Origin of the sequence: Gracilibacillus massiliensis (assembly GCF_001458115.1) — a bacterium.
In the GTDB taxonomy this organism is placed as follows: domain Bacteria; phylum Bacillota; class Bacilli; order Bacillales; family Amphibacillaceae; genus Gracilibacillus; species Gracilibacillus massiliensis.
The window spans coordinates 322,740-339,168 of record NZ_CZRP01000011.1 but is presented as its reverse complement, the minus strand read 5'-3'; the positions used below and the strand labels follow the sequence as shown (position 1 = coordinate 339,168).

Sequence of the window (16,429 nt, the reverse complement as noted above, 5' to 3'; positions counted from 1 at the left end):
TAAAACTTTGAAAGGAAGTGGGACACTATGACAACAACGTCAGAAGAAAAATCAAATGTATCCTTATTAAAAGATGTCGATTACTTAACGAAAATCTTAGATAATGTACTACTACATGAAGGTGGCGACCAGCTCTTAAACACGGTGAAAGAAATTCGTACACTTTCCAAAGAGGTTAGAGAAACAAAAGAGGAAAAAACGCAAGAGAAAATAAAAGAAAAAATTAGTCAATTAGAGCCTGGATTTAGAAAAAATGTTATTCGTGCATTTTCAATTCATCTTCACCTATTAAACATTGCAGAACAAAATTACAGATCAAGAAGACGTCGTGAGTATCAAGCACAAGATGCGAACATTATTCAACCTGGTTCACTTGAAGCGGGCGTTAAACAACTAATTGATAACAATGTCTCACCAGACCAAGTGACAGAACTTTTAGGTAAGTTATCGTTGGAGCTTATCATGACTGCTCACCCAACAGAAGCAACAAGAAGAACAATTCTGCAAATTCACAAAAGAATTGCTCGTTTATTAACATCATGGGATTATTCTTATACACGTTATGAGAAAAAATTAATTAAAGAGCGAATTGCCAATGAAATCACTATTTTATGGCAGACTCAAGAAATCAGACAGAAAAAGCCGTCTGTTATGAAAGAAGTTTCTAACGGTTTGTACTATTTTGATCGCGTCTTATTTGATGTTTTACCGAAAATTCATGATGATTTGGAAGATTTATTATATGAAAATTATAATCAAAGATGGAATATTCCTTCTTTCCTACGTTTCGGTTCATGGATTGGTGGTGACCGTGATGGTAACCCTAATGTAAAAGCTACCACCACTTATAACACATTAAAGCGTCATCGTGAACTCGTACTTAAGAAATATAAAGAATCAATAGGTACACTACAAAATAGACTTAGCCATTCGGACTCAAAAGTTGAGGTAAGTAAAGAAATAAGAGAATCTATTCAAAAAGATCGTCAAGAATTAAATTATAATGGTTGGCATAAAGAAGACGAAGTATATCGTGTGAAATTATCACTTATGCTTAAGAGATTAGAATATACGGAGCAAGATGATGAACGTGGGTACGCAGTATCAGAAGATTTATTAGCTGATTTAAATATGATTCGTGAGAGTATGATGATTCATCATCCAAAACAAAATCCAGTGAAATTATTACGTAAGGTGATTCGCCAAGTTGATTTGTTTGGTTTCCATTTAGCATCATTAGATGTACGTAACCATAGTGGTGAACATGAATCTGCTTTAACGGAAATTTATGAAAAAGTAAATATCACGGACAATTACAAATCATTAGACGAAGATGAGAAAGTAAAAACGCTTATTTCATCATTAGAAAATCCACGTCCAATGATCTCAATATATGATGAATTCTCACCAGAAACACAAGAAGTAATTGATACATTCCGCATGATTAAAAATGCTCAAGATACCTTTGGAATGCGTGCAATTGAAGTGTATTTAATCAGTATGACAAACAATGTAAGTGACTTGTTAGAAGTGCTAGTACTTGCTAAAGAAGTAGGACTCTATCGAGTTTATCCCGATGGCAAAGTAGTAAGCCGTATTCATGTTGCTCCATTATTAGAAACAATTGATGATTTAAAACATGGTCCAGAAATGGTTAAGAAGTTATTTGATATACCATTATACAGAAAGCATCTTGAAGCTCGTGGAGACCTGCAAGAAATCATGCTTGGTTATTCTGATGGTAGTAAAGATGGTGGAAATATTACTGCTAATTGGGTGCTCTATAATGCACAACAAGAAATTCATGACGTTTCCTCCAAATATGGCGTTAAATTAAAATACTTCCATGGTCGTGGCGGATCACTTGGTCGTGGTGGCGGACCATTATATTCTAGCCTATTATCACAACCTGCAGTAACTTTAGGTGATGGAGTAAAAATTACCGAACAAGGAGAAGTATTATCTTCACGTTATTTATTAGAAGACATTGCTTATCGTAGTTTAGAACAAGCTACTTCTACCCTATTAACTGGAATCATGGGATTAAGTGATGATTATGAGAATATGCAACCTTCTCAAGAAGAAGTGGATGCAATGAGTGTTATCTCTGAATATGCATTGAAGAAATATCAATCATTAGTCTTTGAAGATCCTGGATTTATTCAGTATTTCAACCAAGCAACACCATTACACGAATTAGGAGATCTAAACATCGGTTCACGACCAATGAAGCGTAAAGGCAGTAACCGTTTTGAAGATTTACGTGCAATTCCATGGGTATTTGCTTGGACTCAAAGTAGACAACTATTACCTGCTTGGTATGCAGCTGGTACAGGATTCAAGAAATATCTTGATGAAACAGGTAACCTTGAATTCTTACAGAAGATGTATAACCGTTGGCCATTTTTCCAGGCTATTATTAACAACTTACAGATGGCATTAACTAAAGCAGATATTCAAACAGCGAAAGAATATGCCAATATGATGAAAGATACAGAAATTAGCGGTAGAATCTTTGGACAACTTGCTGATGAATACAAAGAAACAAAGGATATTGTTCTAAAAATTACGGGACAAGATGAGTTACTGGATAACAGACAGAATATTAAAGAATCTGTTCGACTACGTAACCCACTAGTTGATCCGTTAAATCTCCTGCAAGTTCAACTTGTCTCACAACTTCGCAATGAAGGTGAAGAAAGTGAAAAATATGAAGAACTTCTAATGGAAGCACTTCTCACCATCAACGGTGTAGCAGCAGGACTTCGCAACACAGGTTAATTTAACTACCATAAGCCTTTAAGCAATCATTTGCTTAAAGGCTTTTTTGTTGTATATCACTGTTAAACTAAACTGCGAAGTAACAACTTGTGTCTGATTGACAAAAGTATCAAGTTGAATGCAAATCCAACGCTACGGAAAAACACTCCCTTTCCGGGGGCACGGCTGAAGCTAACTTGGTAAAGAAAAGCACTTTACCAAGTGGATCTTCAGCTCGTGCTGTTCCCCCAGGAGTGTCGCATTTTTCCTCCGCTTTGCAAGATATCTGTTCAAGTACGAGGAAATATGCTGTGAAATCAACATTCTAGCTGTTTCTAACTTTGTAGAACACTATAGAAGCGTAGTCCATTTACGTAGACTCCGCACGTGTTAAGCGTCTTCCGAAGACCCCACAGGCAGTGATTTTCTGCCGAGGAGGCTGAGGTGACGCCCGCGGAAAGCGAAGTAAATGGACGGAGCTTTTGTCTTGCACTCATCGAACTTTCAAAATTGTTACAAGTTCGTAGTTTTTGTCTACTTAGTCATGTATATAGCTCTCAAAAAAATGTGTCTAAACTATGAACTAATTGTTACAATAATATGAACTTTATGTTATACTATATTTGAAAACACTTACAGCTATTATGTGATATATAAGAGGTGACAAATATGGATATATTATTAACTTTCTTACTGATATTTAGTTTCACTCCTATCTTGTTATGGGGAGATAATTGGAAAAAAACAGCTATAGGGCAAGTTCCATTTGTTGTAGGAGCATGGTTGGTATTTTATAAGTATATGACAGTTGGCATTGCTGCTGGTGAAATGTACTTATGGGGTATTTTTATTGCCAATCTTGTATATGGACATATCGCGTTTACGATCATATTGTTAGAAATGCGCAAGTCCATGAAATCACATCGACCAATGATACACCAAAATAGTTAATACACTCACTTTTCTTAAAGGGAAATGCATTATTTGCATTTCCCTTTTCGTATGTTTAGTTCTCTATTGTTTGTAAGCGGTAACTTCAGTATAATTTAGGAAGTGAGACTTAATCAATGGGAGTTTTAGACTTCCACTATGCTCGGCGAAACTTATCAGGAAGTTTTCGTATGTTTATCCCTCACTTAGCTTCTTTATTAAACTCGAATCTTTTCACTTAAGGTATTAGGGACATTTACACGGTGAGGAAAAATATCGTCAATTATTGGAGGAATATTAAATGAAAATCGTAATAGCACCAGACTCATATAAGGGAAGCCTTTCTGCTACAGAGGTTGCCAACACAATCGCACAAGCTATCGAAGAAACAGGTAGCCATCAAATAATCAAAAAACCAATGGCTGATGGTGGTGAAGGAACGATAGAAGCTATTCTTTCAGCTACTGACGGACAAAATATAGTTATTTCCACATCAGGTCCATTAGGAAATTCAATCAAAACAAATTATGCAATCATTAACAAATCGACTGCCATCATCGAAACTGCTTTACACGCTGGTTTATATCAAGTACCCACACAACACCGCAACCCTGATCTCACAACTAGCTTTGGAATTGGACAAGCCATTCTTGATGCGATAGATAAAGGATGTGAGCAAATTATTGTGGGACTAGGTGGAAGTGCCACGAATGACGGAGGTTTAGGTTTATTACAAGCACTTGGATTAAAAGCCTATGATAGGAACGGAAATCAATTAAATAAATTTGGCAAAGACCTTCTACATATTCATTCCATTGATCTTAGCGAGCTAGATTCTCGTATAAAAAAAGTAGATTTTCGAATTGCTTGTGATGTAGATAATCCTTTATGTGGCGAGTTGGGTGCAAGTGCTGTGTTTGGCCCACAAAAAGGTGCTACTTCTAATCAAGTATCCGAGTATGACCAAGCATTAAATCACTTTGCTGGATTATTAGAAACAACTCTTGGCCAAGAATGGAGAAATCTCCCAGGGGCAGGTGCGGCTGGTGGTTTAGGTTTCGCCTTTTTAACAATAGGTGGAAAACTTGAGTCTGGTGCAGCTTTGATTGCTGAATCTATTCAACTAGATGACCAACTGAAACATGCCGATTTAGCAATTACCGGTGAGGGGCAAAGTGACGAACAAACACTATACGGAAAAGCACCGGGTTTTGTAGCTGAATTAGCTAATCAATGGCATGTGCCTACCATCCTACTTTCTGGTAGTTTAGCAGAGAATAATCAACCTTTACGTGAGAAATTTGCCGGTTGTTTTTCGATCGTAAATCGTCCCTTAAGTTTAGAAGACTGTATGAAGAATACGTCACATTTATTAGCAGAACAGACAAAACAAATCATGACATTAATTCACTCTATTCGAGCAAGATGACTTGTTTCCATTGTCGCTTTTTGCGATAATATAATAATGAACATATACATAGGAGGTCTTTTCCTTGAACGACACATATCATGATACCAAATTAAAAGTCTTCTCATTAAGCTCTAACGTTCCATTAGCAGAAGAAATTGTACATCATATTGGTATTGATTTAGGTAAATCATCTGTAAAAACATTCAGTGATGGAGAAATTCAAATTAACATTGAAGAAAGCATCAGAGGTTGTGATGTTTTTCTTATTCAATCCACGTATGACCCTGTAGAAGATCACATTATGGAACTGCTGATTATGACAGATGCTTTAAAAAGAGCTTCTGCTCGTTCTATTAACATCGTTATGCCTTATTATGGCTATGCGCGCCAAGATCGTAAATCACGCGCACGTGAACCTATTACAGCTAAATTAATCGCTGATCTCATTCAAAAAGCTGGTGCAACTCGAATGATCTCCATCGATTTACATGCTCCGCAAGCACAAGGCTTTTTCGATATACCAGTTGATCCGATTACAGCCGTTCCAATCATTGGTAGTTACTTAGAAGCAAAAGAGCTTGAAGATGTAGTGGTAGTTGCACCAGATCACAGCAGTGTATCTCGTGCAAGACAATTAGCTGATCAATTAAAAGCACCAATTGCTATCGTAGATCGTCGAGGGCCTAGAGACAGTGCTTCCACTATAAACATCGTGGGTGATGTCGCTGATAAGACAGCGATAATTATTGATGATATCATTGATACAGGACGACGGATCACGACAAGTGCCGAAGCTTTAAAAAACCACGGAACTAAAGAGGTATATGCTTGTACAACACATCCTGTTCTCTCTGGAATTGCCGTAAACAAAATAGCTGAATCTTACATAAAAGAATTAATTGTTACCAATACGATTCCATTACCTGAAGATAAACAGTTAGATAATATTACACAATTAACGGTTGCCCCAGTAGTCGCAGAAGCGATTATTCGACTATATGAGCAACAATCGATTAGTTCGTTATATATTTAATGAATCTTAGACAATGTAAACTCTTGCCACAATCATCCAAACATTACAAAGGAATTAAAACCATGCTACTTTATATTGATAGCATGGTTTTATTATTGTTTTAAACTCTCTTATTGTTGTCCAACTCCCTCCTTTCTTTTGAAAATTTTATGTGCACACCTTTTGGGCGAACACATATAATAATTTGTAAAGAGAGGAAGAGATGCAATGTTACAAAAGTTTAAAAAACCATCATTGTCTCAATTCATTACTATCTCCTCTCCCATTCTCTTACTACTGCTCTGGGAAGTCTGTTCACAGTTGTCTCTACTAGACCCACGTTTCTTTCCAGCACCAACATTAATTCTAGCTACATTAATTCAAATGGGGGAATCAGGAGATCTGTTTAAACATATTTATATCAGTTTAACTAGAATTATCCTTGGTTTTGCACTTGGCGTTATTCCTGCTATTTGTATTGGATTATTAATGGGGATGTATAAATACTTTCGGCATTTTTTCTCACCAATTATTATGATTTTCATGCCTATTCCTACACTGGCTATGTTACCAATTATCTTGATATTATTTGGTATTGGTGAATTTTCGAAAATGATTACCATTGCAATAAGTGTCTTTTTTCCAGTAGCAATTAATACGGCTGCAGGTGTAGCGAATATCGACAGAATCTATTTAGATGTTGCAAAGAATTATCACGCGAACGCGAAAGATTTCTTTTTTAAAATTGCCTTACCTGGTTCATTACCAGTAATGTTAGAAGGGATTCAAATGGGGCAAGCGATCGCCTTACTAACGATTGTAGCAGCTGAAATGATTGGAGCAACTTCAGGTATTGGATATTTAATCTGGATGAATTATAAAGCATTTTTATTACCTCAAATGTATGTTGGGTTAATACTTATTTCGTTTTTTGGATACTTTTTCTCTTTATTACTTAGAGGATTTGAACGTAAATTATTACCCTGGAAATAAAGTAGAAATGAGGGATAAAGTTGTCAAAAATTCAAATCAATCACTTATCAAAACGGTTTGTTAAACGGGATAAGTATATAGAAGCTTTAGATGGTATTAACCTCACAATAAACCAAGGAGAATTCGTTTGTTTGTTAGGGCCAAGCGGTTGTGGAAAGACAACATTATTAAGAATACTTGCCAACTTAGAAAAACCTAGCACAGGAAAAGTTTTGATCAATCAAACAGATCCAAAGAAACCTTTACAATCAATGGTGTTCCAAGAAAATGGAATCATTCCTTGGCTTACAGTGGAAGAAAATGTTGCATTTGGTTTAAAAATGCGACATTTATCAGATGACTTTGTGAAAGAACGAACAGAATATTATTTACAAAAAGTTGGATTAACAAATTTCAGACGATTGTATCCTAAAGAATTGTCCGGAGGAATGAAGCAACGTGTTAGTATTGCGCGTGCATTTGCCAATGATCCTGAAATATTATTGATGGATGAACCCTTTGCGGCTTTAGATGAGCAAAATAAATTCATTTTACAAGAAGAGTTATTAGCCATTTGGCAAGAAACGAAAAAAACGGTATTATTTATCACCCATAGTATTGACGAGGCATTGCTTTTAAGTGATCGAATTTTGTTGATGAGTGCGCAGCCTGGAAAAATCATTAAAGATGTGACTATTGAGATGAAACGACCTCGTACGATCGAAAAAGTCCGATCAGATGCTACGATGACCAACATATTCCTAGAAATTTGGGAGCAACTGCAAAGTGAAGTCAAACAAACGAGATTAAAATAAATTCTCTATAAAAAGTGTTAGCGACGGTTCATACCAAAAAAGAATTTTAAATGGGGGAAAAGTAATGAAAAAATTAGTATTACTAGTGATTGCAGCTGCGGTTATTGTTTTAATCTCAGCTTGTCAATCTTCGGATTCTGATCAAAATGATAATGCGAATAGTACAGATCCACTAGCACCATTGGAAGAAACCGCAAAGGTTGTCATTGCCGAAGATGGCTCAGCCTCAGGTGCAGGATTTTATATTGCACAAGATAAAGGATATTTTGAAAAATATAATATTGAAGTAGAATTTGCGACATTTGGAAATAGTGATGAAATGCTTCCTGCTGTTGCTGCTGGTGAAGTTGACGTAGCTGGTGGAATATCTTCTGCTTCCTTTTTCAATTCGATCGCACAAGGGATTGATGTTCGATTTATCGCGGATAAAGGACATAATAATGTAGGGAGTTCTTATTTTACCTTTGTCGTACGAGAAGATCTTAAAGACGACATAACGGATTATGAAGATGTAAAAGGCAAAAAAATCGCTGTCTCTACTCAGAATGCAGTAGATCATTATATTTACGATGAAATGTTAAAGCATGCGAACGTCTCAACAGAAGAAGTAGAATTTATTTTAATGAGCGATTTTGGTAATATGATGTCAGCAATGGGTAATCAACAAATTGATCTTGCCCTGCAAATCGAACCTTTAATTACACAAGGTGAAAACCAAGCGATTCATCAAAGATTCCTCGATGCGACTGACTATGCTCCTGAAGCACAGATCGCTATGGTTCTTGGTTCCCCAAAATTTTTAACAGAACGTAGAGATGTAGCAGTTCGCTTTATGGCGGCATATCTACAAGGTGTTCGAGATTATCATGATGTTTTTATCAAAGATATCGACGATGATGGTGAAGTTATTTCGATAATGGCAAACCATACCGCTTTAAAGGATGAGGAATTGTGGAAAGAAGTTGGAGTTACCGGTTTAAACCCGAATGGTTATATTTTTGAAGACGATGTAGAAAAGCAATATCAATTCTATAAAGAAAATGGGGCAATCCAAGGTGAATTGGATTTTGATAGCATAATTGATATGTCTTTAGTAGAAGAAGCCCTTGATATTATTGGAACGTACGAAGAATAATATTTCTCCCCAACTATCTTTTCTTTCATTCGAATTTCCAGCTAACATTTGGTAAAATGAAGAAAATGGTAAGAGGAGGAATTGTATGGATGTATTAGAAGCAATCAAAAATAGACGAGAGATTACAAAATATCAGGATCGTATTATTGAAAAAGATGTATTAGAATCTGTTGTTGATGCTACTTATTTTGCACCAACAGGCAACAACTTACCGTCAAAAGATATCATAGTCGTAACAGAAAAGGAAAAACTTGTTGCATTAAAAGATACCACTCCTTTTATGCCTTGGATTGTAGATGCTAAGGCTGCAGTAGTGATAACAGGGCGTCCTGATATAAGTAAGTATTGGTTACAAGATAGCTCGATCGCTTCTGGCTACTGTTGGTTAGAGGCAGTCAATCAAGGCTTATGCGGTGCTTTTGGTGCGATTTATCACGCAGAAGATGCAGAAGAATCTGAAAGACGGGAAGGTCATGCTCGTGATGTATTAAATATTCCTAACGATCGTCGTGTGGTTGCGATCATCGGCCTAGGATACCCAGCCGAAACAAAACCACCGAAAAAACATATTCCAAAAGAAGAAATCGTTCACTATCAATCTTTTTCACAGTAATCATCTTGTTAAGAGACTTCGATCAGCGGAAGTATCGTACTTCCACTGATTGTTCTGCTTCTTAATCGTCTACTTAAACACAAAAGCGAATTCTAAATCCAGAATCTTAGTTGGTTGCTTCAGTTCAAATAATATATGTAAAAAATACTCTTTTAGCCCCTGATGATTAATAAAATGTCTTCGTCTCACCGTCGATCCTACTTTTTTGTTATCATAGGACAATTCTAGTTCACCCTTATTTCCAGTTAACAAAATGTAACCTTCCTTTAAATAATAAGGAAGATCAGCAACAATGAAAGATTCTATCAACATATCAGGTTCCTGAGAAAATTGAAAAAAATCTTTCATAACTAGCGATGTATGTTCCTTATTGCTAGTATATGTTCGAGTGAATCTTTCAAGTGTTTGATCCTGATAAGCCTCTGTCATATCTACTTCTATTTGATCATAAGAAGCATGTTGTTCCACCTTTGTAAAAACACCTTTATACTCTTGCCCCGCTGGTTGATATCCGTTAACTACTGGAACAGAATGACCTTCTGAACTGTTACATAAAAACTGATATCGTCCATCACCAAAATATGCTTTGTTATACTGACCTGATCCCAGATCTCGCAAAAAGACTTGATCCATCCCATACAAAATAAATTGACCAATATCATTATGATTATGCGGTTCATTATTATGACCAGCTTTTACCGCAAATCCAAAGTTCTCTCCTTTTGCCTTCCATCTAGATAAGAAGATCGAAGTGTGATCAAAAAGTTGAGATATTTCTGGCCATTCATCACCATGAGTAGTTGGATCATGCCACCATAATTCTCTAATTGCTGGAGCCCATCTCCCACATGGATCTACAATATCGCTAGCTACCAAATGATGAGGTGGTACATGTACCTTCGGAAATTGCTGATGCAAGTAGTGAGTAAAACCAATCATCGGTTTCGCTTTTGGTTCTGCATCGGCAAAATTCATCACATGATTCAACGCTAAAAAGCTATTTTGTTGAAACAGTGCTATTCGCTTCACTTTCGGATTATCTAGTAAATCGATATTCTGATACTTTTTAAGCAAGTCAGCAAAATAAATAAAATAACCAAAACCATATTGCCAGTATCCATATCCTTCTTGACATGCCCCGTCATCTTCAAAGCCTTTTAAGTAGTACTCCATCGTTACGATCACACGATCAATAATTGTTTTTTGTTCGTTACCTTCCAGTAAATATAACGCGGCAGACCCTATTGATCCTGCACAAACCGATGCCCAGTTATGTGTAGCAGTTTCCCAATGAAAATGAGTATTCAAATAGGGAGTAAAAATTCTCCGATCTATTTCAATCTTGATCTTGTTCACTAAAAAATCATCGAGTTGTTCTTCAAAAAGAGAAACGATCTCTGCTAAAGAAAAAGCAGTCTCTGAAGCAAATAAGTCGATCGTATAGCATAGCTGGTTGGTTTGTTTATAAGTCTCATAGCTTTGTTCCTCTAAATCCTGGTCAAGATGTGCAGGTAAACACCAGGTAAATTCATTGCAGATCTGCCATATTTCGTTTTCTAACGCTTCTAAATAAGCTCGCTCATCAGGATATAAATAAAGAAGCAAACCAAAGATAGTCAATCGTCTTCTTCGCAGAAAATATTGGGCCTCAAAGCTTTGACGTTCTCCTTCTTTCATGAATTGACGATAGGTTTGGAAGGTGATCTCTGAAACAGATTCCTGTAAATAACGATCCCCCTCCATTTTTAATTTTGATTTCACTGTTTTTAACCAATCATTATTTGTCACGTTCATTTAGCAAATACCCCATTTATTTGTTTCCCTCTATACTCTAAAGGTGTGTAACCTACTATTTTTTTAAATACTTTAATGAAATAGCTTTGGTTGTCATAACCTAATTGTTCGCAAATACTTCCTACTGAATCATCTGTTATCTCCAATAATTCCTTTGCCCGTTCTACCTTTCTTTGTTTTACATATTCTACAAAAGTGATTTGCATTTCTTTCTTGAATAGTCTGCTAAAATAGCTGGCATTGAGATATAAGTAATCTGCTACTTCATCTAGTGACAGTTTTTTCTCTAAATTATGTGAGACATAATAACATGCACTTAAAACATCTTTGTGGTATTTATCTTTAAGTTGCTGGTTGGTTTCAGCTAAACATTTTTGAGCATATTCTATTAACCAATTACGTAATTCATAGATAGTGTTTAATAAAAAAACTTCCTCTTGTAACGACTCTACGTAATAATTGGATTGTAAATAGGGGATGGTTCTTAACCTCATTTTTAAATCTAAAACCATTCGCAAAAACCATTCTTTTACAATTTTTGAACTGTACTGTTTACTAACACAAAAATGTATCCAATTATCTAAATGATTAGTAAAACTCATGATATCACGCTCAAAGATCGCTTGTTTTAGCTGATTAGCAACATTCTGATAATAATCAAACATCTCCTGGCCTTGATAACTAGATAACTCTTCGCTCTTTTTCATTATTATATTTTTGTTTGCGTAAAAAATTTGTTCCTCACTATTTAGTAACGAATGGATGGAATCCTTTATATCGTTATTCTCCACCTGCTGACTTACCACAAAACTGATATCAATAGATAAATATCGATTTAAAGCTTCTTGAAGTTTTCTTAAAAGCTGTTTTAACGTACCGTGTACATCGTGTTTAATCGTTAAGGAATGTTGGTAAAAGACAAAGCCCTTATTATTTTCATAATGAATACAATAGGATTGCTGTGATTCTTGACTATCAATAATCTCTTGCATAATATTTTGCACTGCAAACTGAAGTGTATCGGACGAAATAAAATTTTTCTTTACTTTATAATAATCATTGATATAAAAATAAACGGGTATGCTATAGTTCGCTTGCTTGAACAAATCTAAAAACTTATTGGAAGAACCTTGTATATATTGTCTTAATAGTTTTTGATGTTCGATATCATGATTCACCTTAATTTTATGTTGTAATTTTTTTACTTCTATCACTTTGGTAGTATTGTTATCTAATCGTTCTTTACAGGCCAAAAGTATTTTTTGCAAATCTTCGGGATCTAATGATTCTTTTAATATATAATCTTGTACATCAAGCTTTAACGCTTGTTGTGCATAGGAAAATTCATTATGGCAGGAAATGATTGCTACCTGAATACTGTCTTTCAGTTTTTTAATTTCTCTCGTTAATTCGATGCCATCCATTTTGGGCATACCAATGTCAGTAATTAATATATCTGGCGTAGTTTGTTTCGCAAATTCTAGAGCCTGTAATCCATTCTCATGCGTACTTATTAATTCAAACCCTAAGCTTTCCCAATCTATAGCTTCTGTTAAAAACTCAATCGTAGGATAATCGTCATCAACTAACATAACCTTGTACATGTTTCTCACCACCTAGTGGAATCTTTATCGTAATTGTCGTACCAGCATCATGCTTACTATCTATGATCATTTGTGGTTTTTCCAAGTAGGATAGCTGCAGGCGTTCATATACATTCGTCATACCAATGCTAGAAAAACCACTTCTAGACCTCTTACTAGAATCTTCTGAAAGTAAAGCTTGATTTAACTTATTCAATCGTTCTTTGTCTATTCCTTCTCCATTATCCTCGACTTTGATTACAAAAAAATCATCAGATATCTCCGCTTTAATGTTAATCGTACCGGAACTTTGATTTAAACCGTGAATAATAGAGTTTTCAATTAAAGGCTGCAATAAAAAACGTGGAACCAATTGTTGGCTAGACTCTGGTGTGATATTTATAAACAATTCGACTTTATTTTTTTGTCTCATATTCATGACATTGACATAATCCTTCACTAAATTAATTTCATCACTAAATTTAATATTGTCCTCTTTATAATCAATCGTCCATCTCAATAACTTGGAAAGGGACTGAATCATACTGGCACTTTCTTTATCACCAAATTTAAATACTTTCATCCGAATAGAATTTAATACATTAAATAAAAAATGAGGATTAATTTGCGCCTGTAACATCGCTAGTTCTGCTTTCCTTTTTCGTTTATGGGTCTGATTAACTTCCTCTATCATGATGTTTACTCGATCTAACATTTCGTTTAATGACTGAGAAAATTCGCCGATCTCATCATTACTATCTACTTTGGATCTGATTGATAAATCACCAGTTTGTACTTTTTTGACGACTCGATCCAAGTATCGTAATGGTCTTGTTATTCGATTCATTAAATAAGCTAATATAATAAAAAATACCGCAAAAGAAACCGCTAACAAAATAAACACTTCTGAGAAAATCGAATTAATATTAGATGTGGCGGCTTTATAAGGTATGACAGAAACAAGTTGCCAATCATTAACAGATAATTCTTTCGTCGTTACAACGTATTTTTGATTATCGAGTTCTGTAATTTGTGATCCTTCTTTTGGATCTATCTTCGTTACAAAATCTGCATTTTGACTAATAAGATCTTGATTTTTATGAGATAAAATTTTGTAATCGTTATCAATAAGCATGATATCTTCTGATTGATTTGTGTTATTTAAAATATCTCTAACCTTTGTCTCTAGTAATGTGACCACCACATACCCATATATTTCTTGGCTACTATCTCTTAACGTTCGTGCAACTGAGAATTGATAGGGGCTTAAGCTTCTTTCATAGGCAAGTACTGTCGGTTCAACGCTAGACCAATAAGATTCAAAGCCATTTAGTGATTGCAATTCGTTAAACCATTGTTCTTGATAAAGCGAATTCGGGTCATACTGAGCAGTTGAATAATTCGTGTAATACTTACCATTTTTCAATAAAATTGTTACATAGGATTTTTCACCTAATAGTGTAATATTATCAATCGTTTTACGTACCTGACGATCTTCAAGATATTCACTATAACTTTGCTTATTAAATTCCTCTAACCTTAAATTCGATTTATTTTTCAAAATGGTATTTAATTCAGAATCAATTTGCACAAAATTAGAGGCATTCATCACATCATCTAAAACACGTGAGATATTTTCTTCTGTTAAATCAAGCTCTTTGTTGGCATTCTGCATCGCTTGTTCTTCCACTGCATCCCTAGTTAGATAACTATAAATCGATAAAGACAATAAAACAGGAATACCAATGCAAATAAAAGAAGCAAGAAATACCTTTGAACGAAAAGAAGGAGACGTTAATCCCCGAAATTTAACCCTCATTTTCATCCTCCTTACTATCAAGAATGTTGGGGGACAACGGAATTAACGTCCCTTACCTTAAGTGTAATTGACGATAGAGCGTTTCATCAAGCTTTATTCGTTATTCGCAATTATTTCTTGTGCTTTTTGATCCATTGCTTCTATCGTCGCATCAATATCCTGTTCTTCATAAATTAATTTCTCATATTCGTCTCCTGCCATTTCATAAATTTCAGCTTGATACGGTGCAGGTGGAACCAATTTTGAAGCTTTTGAATTCTTTAATACGGAGATTAATGCTTCTTTATCTACTTTTTCTGGATTATTAGTGTCATTTAAAATAGTGTCTACGATGTTTTCTAATTCATCATCGCCAACCCCATTCCAAGACGGTATATTTTTACCCTGTACTACTTGACCTTCTGTTGTATACCAACGAATAAATTTATATGCAGCCTCTTTATGCTCTGAATTAGAGGCAACTGCCATGTAGTCTGTTGTTACAGGAGTATATCCTCCTTCATCTTCTGGGTTATTTTTCGGATATGGCGCTACTCCTACATTGAATTCTAACGGGAATTGATCGGTACCACCTAATTCCGTATTCATCCAGCTTCCGATCATTACAAGACTTGCATCTTGATTAAAGAATGTATCACGATAATGTAATTGTTGCGACATGATGTCTGTATATGGTGTAGCAGACTGATCTTCTTTCTCCATTTGCCAACGCAGTTCTAACGTCTTTTTAAACATTGGATCAGTAAAATTAGAACTTCCATCTGCTTTTAATAATTCTGTTTCCTCTTCCTTACTTGCTAATGCTAATTTTAAATATTCCATCCAACCACCATTTTGTGGTCCGTGGAAGAAGGTTCCATAGTGATCATCGTTTGTTAATTGTTTAGCATAGTCTGCATATTCATCCCAAGTCCAATCAGTAGGTGTTTCAAGACCCGCTTCATCTAAGTGGTCTTGGTTGACTAAAACATACCATGGATTAAATTTTCCTGGTAGTGCATAATATTCATCACCAAGTTGTGTATTCACCTTGTAATCTTCGGTGACCTCATATCCTTCTTCTTCGATAAATTCATCAATCGGAGCTACCATACCTAGATCTACTCGTTGTGCATAAGATGCTGGATCACTAAACATTAAGACGTCCAGTTGCTCTCCAGAAGAAGCTGCAAGGTCTAATTTTTGCAGTGCTTCATTTGTATCTCCACTTTCACTTAGAATGACGAGTTCCACTTCGATATTTGGATTTGCTTCTTCAAAAGCAGGAATTGTTTCAGACCAGTTATATGAAGCCTCATTCCCATGCGTATGGAATTTGATTTGAACTTTCTCATCTGATTCAGGTTCTGCTTCCTCTTCCGTTCCTGATTCTGTTTCTTCGGTATTTTCTTGATCTTCAGGTTCTGAATCTCCCGCTGTCTCTTCTCCTCCTGAATTACATGCCATCAGTACCCCAACTAATAAAATCATACTAAATAATAACATGAAGACTTTTTTACTCACTTTACAAACCCCCTAAGTATTTTTGTAAACCCTTACATATATGATGGTATCAAATCTTTAAATTAGATCGATATCATTATTT

At 35.4% G+C, this 16,429-nt stretch carries 12 protein-coding genes; 8 read left to right on the top strand and 4 right to left on the bottom strand.

The genetic code is table 11. The features are described from left to right. Nucleotides 1–27: 27 nt before the first annotated feature. The 8 genes from ppc (at nt 28) to BN3107_RS05285 (ending at nt 9,648) form a co-directional block, all read left to right on the top strand. Nucleotides 28–2,781: a phosphoenolpyruvate carboxylase gene (gene ppc, locus BN3107_RS05320; RefSeq protein WP_058306587.1), complete on the top strand. Its 2,754-nt coding sequence runs from the start codon at nt 28–30 to the stop codon at nt 2,779–2,781. A 648-nt stretch (nt 2,782–3,429) separates the two neighbouring features. Beyond that, the gene (locus tag BN3107_RS05315; RefSeq protein ID WP_058306586.1) at nt 3,430–3,711 is read left to right on the top strand and encodes a spore morphogenesis/germination protein YwcE; all 282 of its coding nucleotides are present in this window, start codon (nt 3,430–3,432) and stop codon (nt 3,709–3,711) included. Between the two features lie 280 nt (nt 3,712–3,991). After that, on the top strand, nt 3,992–5,119 hold the full coding sequence (locus tag BN3107_RS05310; RefSeq protein ID WP_058306585.1) for a glycerate kinase: 1,128 nt from the start codon (nt 3,992–3,994) through the stop codon (nt 5,117–5,119). A 64-nt stretch (nt 5,120–5,183) separates the two neighbouring features. Continuing rightward, a complete protein-coding gene (locus BN3107_RS05305) occupies nt 5,184–6,134 on the top strand; it encodes a ribose-phosphate diphosphokinase (RefSeq protein ID WP_058306584.1) in 951 nt (316 codons plus the stop codon). Nucleotides 6,135–6,341: 207 nt separating this feature from the next. Beyond that, nucleotides 6,342–7,106 carry an ABC transporter permease gene (locus BN3107_RS05300; protein ID WP_058306583.1) on the top strand — a complete coding sequence of 255 codons (765 nt, stop codon included), beginning with the start codon at nt 6,342–6,344 and terminating at the stop codon, nt 7,104–7,106. Between the two features lie 20 nt (nt 7,107–7,126). Continuing rightward, nucleotides 7,127–7,900, top strand: a complete 774-nt coding sequence (locus tag BN3107_RS05295) for an ABC transporter ATP-binding protein (protein WP_058306582.1) — start codon at nt 7,127–7,129, stop codon at nt 7,898–7,900. A gap of 64 nt (nt 7,901–7,964) precedes the next feature. Continuing rightward, the gene (locus BN3107_RS05290) at nt 7,965–9,035 is read left to right on the top strand and encodes an ABC transporter substrate-binding protein (RefSeq protein ID WP_058306581.1); all 1,071 of its coding nucleotides are present in this window, start codon (nt 7,965–7,967) and stop codon (nt 9,033–9,035) included. A gap of 85 nt (nt 9,036–9,120) precedes the next feature. Then, nucleotides 9,121–9,648: a nitroreductase family protein gene (locus BN3107_RS05285; RefSeq protein ID WP_058306580.1), complete on the top strand. Its 528-nt coding sequence runs from the start codon at nt 9,121–9,123 to the stop codon at nt 9,646–9,648. Between the two features lie 69 nt (nt 9,649–9,717). On the opposite strand, the gene BN3107_RS05280 is transcribed toward BN3107_RS05285, so the two are convergent. From BN3107_RS05280 to BN3107_RS05265, 4 genes are all read right to left on the bottom strand, one after another. Beyond that, nucleotides 9,718–11,442, bottom strand: a complete 1,725-nt coding sequence (locus BN3107_RS05280) for a heparinase II/III family protein (protein ID WP_058306579.1) — start codon at nt 11,440–11,442, stop codon at nt 9,718–9,720. Beyond that, the gene (locus BN3107_RS05275; protein WP_058306578.1) at nt 11,439–13,046 is read right to left on the bottom strand and encodes a response regulator; all 1,608 of its coding nucleotides are present in this window, start codon (nt 13,044–13,046) and stop codon (nt 11,439–11,441) included. Before BN3107_RS05275 ends, BN3107_RS05280 begins: the two co-directional genes overlap by 4 nt. Beyond that, nucleotides 13,024–14,844 carry a sensor histidine kinase gene (locus tag BN3107_RS05270; RefSeq protein ID WP_058306577.1) on the bottom strand — a complete coding sequence of 607 codons (1,821 nt, stop codon included), beginning with the start codon at nt 14,842–14,844 and terminating at the stop codon, nt 13,024–13,026. The genes BN3107_RS05275 and BN3107_RS05270 overlap by 23 nt, the downstream gene beginning before the upstream one ends. Nucleotides 14,845–14,937: 93 nt before the next feature. Next, on the bottom strand, nt 14,938–16,347 hold the full coding sequence (locus tag BN3107_RS05265; protein ID WP_058306576.1) for an extracellular solute-binding protein: 1,410 nt from the start codon (nt 16,345–16,347) through the stop codon (nt 14,938–14,940). Between the last annotated feature and the right edge of the window lie 82 nt (nt 16,348–16,429).